This window comes from Polaribacter sp. M10 (assembly GCF_054968445.1).
The window spans coordinates 106341-114008 of record NZ_JBSSBG010000012.1 but is presented as its reverse complement, the minus strand read 5'-3'; the positions used below and the strand labels follow the sequence as shown (position 1 = coordinate 114008).

The window sequence follows — 7668 nt, the reverse complement described above, 5'->3', positions numbered from 1 at the left end:
CCTTTTTTATCACGAGAAACCCATAAACCAACGCCTAAAATTAAAATGGCGTAAGCTACAAAAACTATATAGTCCCAAATATCAAATCCTGCTGTCATAATCTTTTTATTGTTTTATTTTAGTTAATTTTGCAATCTATTTTGGCCGTCATATACCTTAATGCGGTTATTTATTTAAACGATTTTTAACTCCATTGGGAGACATATATAATACAGTTTTATTCTCCATTAAACTTTTATGGATATAATGGGTTACATCCATCCAAGGTTTGTCTTCTTTCCATAAAGGATCAATCAATTTAGACTCCCAGGTAGATAATCCTTTAGATAAATTATTTAAAGTAAGTGTATCTGAATCAGCAAGGTTATTCATTTCACCGATATCTTTTGATAGATTGTATAAAACACTGCCATGATTTTCTAATCGGATGAGTTTATAATCTCCGTGCCTGGCAGCAGCTTCTTCTAATTTTCGCCAATATAATTTTTTATGAGGATTACCACTTTTTTCACTCATCAAATATGGCAATAAGTTAACACCATCTAATGATAAATCTTCACTCACTTTTATATTTGCAGCTGCAATTGAAGTGGTAAAAATATCTAAAGAAGATGTTAAACCTGTAAATTTTTGATTTTTTTCAATTTTTGCAGGCCAACTAACAATAAATGGTACGCGATGTCCACCTTCAAATTTATTCCCTTTCCAACCTTTCAATTCACCGTTGTTAGAACTGTTATTATGTGCTCCTCCGTTATCACTTATAAAATAAATCAAGGTGTTGTCTAGTAAATCTAGTTCTTTTAATTTATTGCGCAGTTTTCCAATATTCTGATCTAAAGACCAGGTCATTGCAGCAAGTTCTTTTCTTGGATGATCTTTGTATTTTAGTAAATCTTCTTCTTTAGCATGCATTGGAGTATGAACTGCATTGTATGCTAAATACATAAAAAAAGGATGGTCTTTGTTTTTTTGAACATAATCAACAGCGTAATCACCCAAAACATCTGTTAGGTAACCATCGAATATAACTCGTTTTCCATTGTGTTGTAGTGCATGAGTAGCTGGAGGATTTTTAATAGGGAAGTAAGATCTTCCTCCACTTAAAAATCCATAAAAATCTTTAAATCCTCTCTGTTTTGGTTGATCTGTTTTTGTTTCACCCAAATGCCATTTTCCAATGGCAACTGTATTGTAATTGTTTTCTTTAAAAACGTCTGCTAAGGTGGTAACATCATCAGATAAACCAATATCTCCTGTGTGTTTGTCTCCTGTATGATTAGCTTCAAAACCGAATCTTTGTTGGTATTTACCTGTTATTAACCCAGCTCTTGAGGGGGCGCAAACAGTTGCGCTTACATGAGCATCTGTAAAGTATACCCCATCTTTAGCCAATTGATCTATATGTGGCGTATCTAAATCTTTACTACCCATAAAGCCAAAATCTACATAACCAGCATCGTCTACAACTATAACAACAACATTTGGTGGAGTTTGATTTATATTTTGATCTTCTTCTTTTTTTACCTTTTTATCTTTAATACAAGAAACAAAAAGGAATAGAAAAATTGCGCACAGGTAAGAATATTTAATCATGTTGTGTTTTTAATCTTTAAGAGATAAAGGTTTTTATTCTTAATAAAAACCTTTATCTAGATTTCAATTAGGGTAAAACTTATGTTTATCTTTTAACAAATTTACGTGTACCAACAACACCATCTATGTAAACTTTTAAAAGATAAACGCCCTGAGAAAGATCAGAAATATTAGTCTTATAAGTTTTATTTGATATTTGTTGATTTATTACTTGTTTACCTAAAAGGTTGTAAATTTCTATTTTTTCTATAGTATTTGCCGCTGATAAGTATAAATTGTCATCTGCAGGATTTGGATATGTTCTAAAATTGAATTTTGAAAAATTATCTACTGATAAAGAACTTGTGGGTACAATACTCATATCATCAAATCGCATTGAATTGTTTACAGACTGAGGTGTAACAATACTTCTATAGGGTTTTGAAACAGTAAAACGTACACTAGGAAAGGTAGAGGTAAATGTAAATGTTGTATTTTGCCAGTCTTCTCCACTTTCTGTACCCATTGGTAGTCTTATTTCATCTGAAACAGCTGTACCACTTGCTGTTGTATAAATACCAGCAGTAGCATCTGTTGTAGAGCCTGTGTTGTTAAATCTCCACCAAAAACTTACAGTATATTCTACACCAGGTGTTGGCGTTATATCTTGGTTTATAGACCCTTTTTCGTTACCGAGATTTGCTCTGTAATCTCCTGTTCGTTGAGTATCACTTGCAAAAGGGAAACCTAATGATGCAGGACCATCAGCAGTGTACCATACATTTTCGGTATTGGCATTTTCAAAACCACCGTCTGTAAACAACTCTTGGCTATAGCAAAAGCTAACGGTTAATAATACAAGTAAAAAAGTAATTTTTTTCATAATAAATAGTTTTTAAGATTAATTTTAATTGTAGCTGTTCAAAGTTGTTTGCATTAGTCAAACTTTGAACAGCTTTTTTTTTATTTTTATATAATAAATTATTAGTAACCAGGATTTTGAACCATATTAGGATTATCTGCAAGTCTACCATTACCAAAAGGCAAATAATAACGCTCTGGCCCAAAAGTTCTTGTAAAACCACCCTCGGCATTTTTAAGGGTAATGATGTATTCATCTGAAGCTTCTACATATGCAAATACTAACCCTTTATTTTTTACACCATCTAAATATAATGGAGCAATACGCCAGCGAATTAAGTCCCAGTATCTTTGATCTTCAAAGCAAAGTTCTACTTGACGTTCTTGTCTTATAAAATCTTCTGTAATATTAGCTCTAAGAGGCATTCCTGCTCTTGCTCTGATTTGATTAATAGCATCTAATGATTCTCCTGTTTTATTTAAATAGAAAGCAGCTTCAGCAAAATTTAATAGTGTTTCTCCATATCTATAGACAATATAGTCTTGGCCAGAGGCTTGACCAATAGGTTGAGGATTACTCTCATCTAGTCTTTTTCGTAAAAGCAAAGATGTATTTTGTCTGTTTCTAGGTAGACTTGCTTCTGGCATTTCTACACCATCTGCTCTAACAAATGTAGTATTTGTACTATTTCCTGTACTACCATTTGCTTTGATAACCTTATTATGAAACCAAACACGTTGGTTTTGCCATTCTGATTCTGGGTAGAATACCGAAGCTCTAAAACGAGGATCTCTATTTCCAAAAAAGTCATCTAAATCCCAGGTATTTGAGCCTGTTAATAAAGACCTGTTTACTTTACCTGAACGACCATCAGTAAAATCAAATAGCTCAACAAAATCATAAATTACAGGAAAATTAGAATTCCATGTAGCCCCAAAACCTTGAGGAGTCGCTAACAAATCTAAGCTATGACCTCTAACAACTGGTTCATATATTTCTGCAAAAATGGTTTCACTATTATTAGTACCTTCTGTTAAGAAAATAGAGGCATAGTTGGCCACCTTATCTGAACCAGAATCTATTAAACTAAACATTCCAGAATCTATTATTTGTTTTGAAGCGTCATAACTTTTCTGATAATAAGAATTTGCTAAACCTGCTGGGATACCAACTACTCCATTTGGACCTAACTCACCATTTTTAGCAATACTAGCAGCATAAAGCATTGCTCTACTCTGCAACATTAATACAGCGTATTTATCTACACGTCCATTGGCTCCTCTTTTATCATCAGAAAAATCATTTAAAATAGCTTGAGTTTCATTGTAAATAAAATCATAAACTTCTTGTTCTGTATTTCTAGGAAGATATAATTCTTCATAACTATCATCTCTGTTTAGAACACTTGTTAAAATAGGAACACCACCAAAACGCTTTACCATTTCAAAGTAATCGTAAGCTCTTAAAAAACGAACCTCAGCTTTTTTTGCTTTTATATAATCTGCATCCAAGGATTCACTAAGTTCAATATTTTCTAAAAGAAAGTTCATATCTCTCATGTTCCCATAGTTCCAACGATCTAAAGGTCCTGGGCCTGTATCTTGCGTATATGCTCTACGAAAAGCTTGGTTTGGTTGTTGCCAGTTCGCAAAATTTATATATTCTGCACCCATGGCAGAGAACAATCCCATATTTGCACCTGTAGAATATTGAAATAATGATCTTTGATATACATCAGCTATATAGGCTTCTGTTAAATTTTCATCTTCAAAAACTGAAGCTTCAGATATAAAGTTAGGATCTAATTCTAGTTGTTTTTCACATCCAACAAATGCAAAACAACAAATAATAAGTAAATAAATAATTTTTTTCATTTTTAGTGTTTTTTAATTTATTATAACCCCATTTTTAAACCAAAAGTAAATGTTCTTAATAGTGGTATACTATAGCCACTATTGTTATAAGACTGTTCTGGATCAATTACATCGTCATAAATACCTAATCTTGTCCATGTGAATAAATTATCACCTGTTACATAGAAACTTAAGTTTTTAAAACCTATTTTATCTAGTATATCTTTATCTACGGCATAGTTTAAGGTTACCGTTTTTAAACGTAGGTAAGTACCATCTCTAAGCCAGAAATCAGAAAAATTATTATTCCAATCTCTACCTCCATTGTCAGTATATCCAGGTAATGCAGCGTTAGGGTTGTTGCCTACTCCTGGGTTGTTAGGATCTTGTGTCCAACTGTACTCTTCATGTAATGTGAGCAAAGACATTTCATTGTCAAAAGGATTTCTAAAAACGCCTCCTTGTGCACGAACATCAAACATAGAAGCTCCTTGAAAAAGTGCGGTAAGAGAAACGTTTTTGTAGGTTAATTTTGCATTAAATCCAAAATTAATATCTGGACTACTACCATACCCAATTTCTTGAACATCAAACCTATTGATTACACCATCAGGTACACCATCTGGACCAGAAACATCTACATATTTAATATCACCTAGTTGAGGAAGCCCTCCATCTAGCGTTTCGAAAGTGGTTGCGTTTATATATGCGTCTAGTTCATCTTGTGTATTTATTAAACCATCACTTACATAGCCAAAGGTTCTGTTTACATGTCTACCATTTAGAAAATCGATACGTACTTGATTTGGGTCATCAAAATCAATATCTTGTTGTATATTTTGAAAACGCTCACGAGCATAGGTGAAGTTACCATCTAAATTTATTTTTAAATCTCCAATTTTACCTTTATAGCCTAAATTAAACTCTACACCTCGGTCGTTTCTTGAATTAATATTTACTTGAGGTAAGTTAGCACCAAATATGGATGGTACTTCTTCTATCGCTGCTCCGAAAAGCCCTTCTCTAATTCTGTAAAAGGCGTCTACACCACCATAAAATTTACCTTTAAGTAATCTAAAGTCTAAACCTGCATTATAATTTATAATATTTATCCAAGATAAGTTTCGATTAACTAACCCTTCTGTTCTAATTGTAGGTACAGCTTCACCATCAAGGTAGTAAATACCACCATTTTCTGTAAACCCAGTTAAATAATCAAAGGTTGTATAACCAATTCCTGTATCTCTACCTGTTTCACTATAAGATAGTCTTAGCTTCAATAAATCTACCATTGAATCTTTCAAGAAGCTTTCTTCTGCTAAATTCCAACCTATAGAAACTGAAGGAAAGTATCCCCATCTAGCTTCTGGGGCAACAATTGAACTCGCATCAGCACGAATCGTTGCTTCAAATAAATACTTATTATCGAAAGAATAATTAAATCTACCAGCGTAACTTAAACGTGCATACTCACCAGGAATACCTCTACCATTTATTTCGGTTGTTTCGTTTAGAGATGTACCAATCTGCTCAACTTCGTCAGATAAAAGGTCTCTACGTAAAATATTAATATTATCTACTTCGTTATATTCGTTTTCAACAAAAACTAAACCAGAAACTTTGTGTTTACCGAAAGTATTATCAAAATTTAGATAAAAACGAGATAAAAATCGCATTGTAGGGTCACCATCTCCAGCAAGGAACCCTCTACTAAAAAGTGGCTCTGGGTTAACTGTTTGCTCTAATCTATATGTATCTGTTTCTGGAAAATACTCATAAATACCATAAGTTTTAGTAAGTCTAAAAGATTTTCTATCTCGTTGTCTTACATTAGCTCTAGCACCCGCTGTTAGACCTTTTATAAAAGGAAGTTTGTATTTTAATTCTAAGGCTGCTGCTAAAGTTTTTGTTTCATTTAAATTGTACCCCCCAAACCTTTGATAAATTCTGGCGACAGGAGAACGTTGAGAAAAACCACTGTAAGGTGCTCTATCTGGATCTGGTAGTTCTGGATTGTAAAAAGGTTGTGCAGTTCTTAAATCATTCCATAACTCACCAATACCTGCTGCTGGATAATCTGTAGTTTCATCAATATAAGATGAATTTAAAGATAATGATAAATCATCTGTTAAATCAACATCTAAATTATTTGTGATATTAAATTTATTGTAACTATAATCTCCCTTAAAAATAGCATTTTGGTTTAAAAACCCTAAAGAGGTAAAATATCTAACTTTTTCAGAACCACCGCTTACGCTAAAGTTATGAGCTGATAATTGACTTCCGCTACTTTTTAGAAGTGCATCTACCCAATCATAACTTGGTAATTCTCCAGACTGATATTGAGCCAAACGCTCTTCAGACCATTCTGGTCCGTAGTCAATTGGCGCGTCTGGGAAACCTGGATTATATTGAGTATTAAAGATACCATTTCTTTTAGCTTGAACATAAGCAGCAGCAGAGGATGGCTGCAGAAATTTAATAGGATTTTGAAAACCAGTATATCCATGGTAGCTTAACTTGGCAGCACCAGTTTTTCCTCGTTTTGTTGTTACCAAAATTACTCCATCACCACCTCTTACACCGTAAATAGCAGCAGCAGCATCTTTAAGTATAGATATATCTTCTATATCATTAGAGTCAAGTCTATCAAAAGATGATTCTACACCATCTACAATAACCAACGGATTTCCAAAACCACGAATGCTTAGCCCTACCCCATCTTGACCTGGTAATCCTGGGTTTTGATTTGTTATTAATCCTGGTACTTGCCCAATTAGTAGACTTCTAGCATTGGGTGCGGGTGTTGAAACAACATCATTTGCCTTAATTGATGAAACAGCACCAGTTACATTAATTTTCTTTTGGGTACCATAACCAACAATAACAATCTCATCTAGACTAGAAATATCTTCTTCAAGAACTACATTAACTACATTTTTTGAAGATACATTAACTTCTTTATTAACAAAACCTAAATAAGAAAAGACCAATGTAGCATTATTGGCAACTTTAATGGAATATTTTCCATCAAAATCTGTTTGCACACCATTTGTTGTACCTTTCTCAACAACACTTGCCCCAAGAAGAGGCATTCCATTTATATCTTTAATTGTACCTGTTATGGTTTTTTGTTGAACCTGATTTGTTTTTTTGTTTTTAAAATCATCAACCTTATTTGCATAAGAAAATGAAGTAAAAAAACATACTAAGAGCATACACGTCAGTTTTTCCCAACGTTTACTAAAAAGCTTTATTTGATTGTTCATATAAAAATTTTCTGTTTAGTTAATTATTTTGATTTAATTTATTGGTCTTGGAGACAAATTTCTTATAATAACTGTGTTTTGAGGGGGACTTATAATGCAAATTAAGGGG

The 7668-nt window shown here is 33.0% G+C and carries 4 protein-coding genes; all 4 read right to left on the bottom strand.

The genetic code is table 11. The features are described 5' to 3' along the window. Positions 1–165: 165 nt before the first annotated feature. The gene (locus tag ACWYN7_RS11805; protein WP_462860169.1) at positions 166–1596 is read right to left on the bottom strand and encodes a sulfatase-like hydrolase/transferase; all 1431 of its coding nucleotides are present in this window, start codon (positions 1594–1596) and stop codon (positions 166–168) included. Positions 1597–1681: 85 nt separating this feature from the next. Then, positions 1682–2458 (bottom strand): T9SS type A sorting domain-containing protein, encoded by a 777-nt coding sequence (locus ACWYN7_RS11800; RefSeq protein WP_462860168.1) that lies wholly within the window; start codon positions 2456–2458, stop codon positions 1682–1684. A 101-nt stretch (positions 2459–2559) separates the two neighbouring features. Beyond that, positions 2560–4311, bottom strand: a complete 1752-nt coding sequence (locus tag ACWYN7_RS11795) for a RagB/SusD family nutrient uptake outer membrane protein (RefSeq protein ID WP_462860167.1) — start codon at positions 4309–4311, stop codon at positions 2560–2562. Positions 4312–4331: 20 nt separating this feature from the next. Then, positions 4332–7559, bottom strand: coding sequence for a SusC/RagA family TonB-linked outer membrane protein (locus tag ACWYN7_RS11790; protein WP_462860166.1), 3228 nt, complete (start codon positions 7557–7559; stop codon positions 4332–4334). Positions 7560–7668: the final 109 nt, after the last annotated feature.

Excerpts from the sequence above, each read along its gene's own strand:
- ACWYN7_RS11805 (WP_462860169.1), bottom strand. The coding sequence starts at position 1,596 with ATGATTAAATATTCTTACCTGTGCGCAATTTTTCTATTCCTTTTTGTT.
- ACWYN7_RS11800 (WP_462860168.1), bottom strand. The coding sequence starts at position 2,458 with ATGAAAAAAATTACTTTTTTACTTGTATTATTAACCGTTAGCTTTTGC.
- ACWYN7_RS11795 (WP_462860167.1), bottom strand. The coding sequence starts at position 4,311 with ATGAAAAAAATTATTTATTTACTTATTATTTGTTGTTTTGCATTTGTT.
- ACWYN7_RS11790 (WP_462860166.1), bottom strand. The coding sequence starts at position 7,559 with ATGAACAATCAAATAAAGCTTTTTAGTAAACGTTGGGAAAAACTGACG.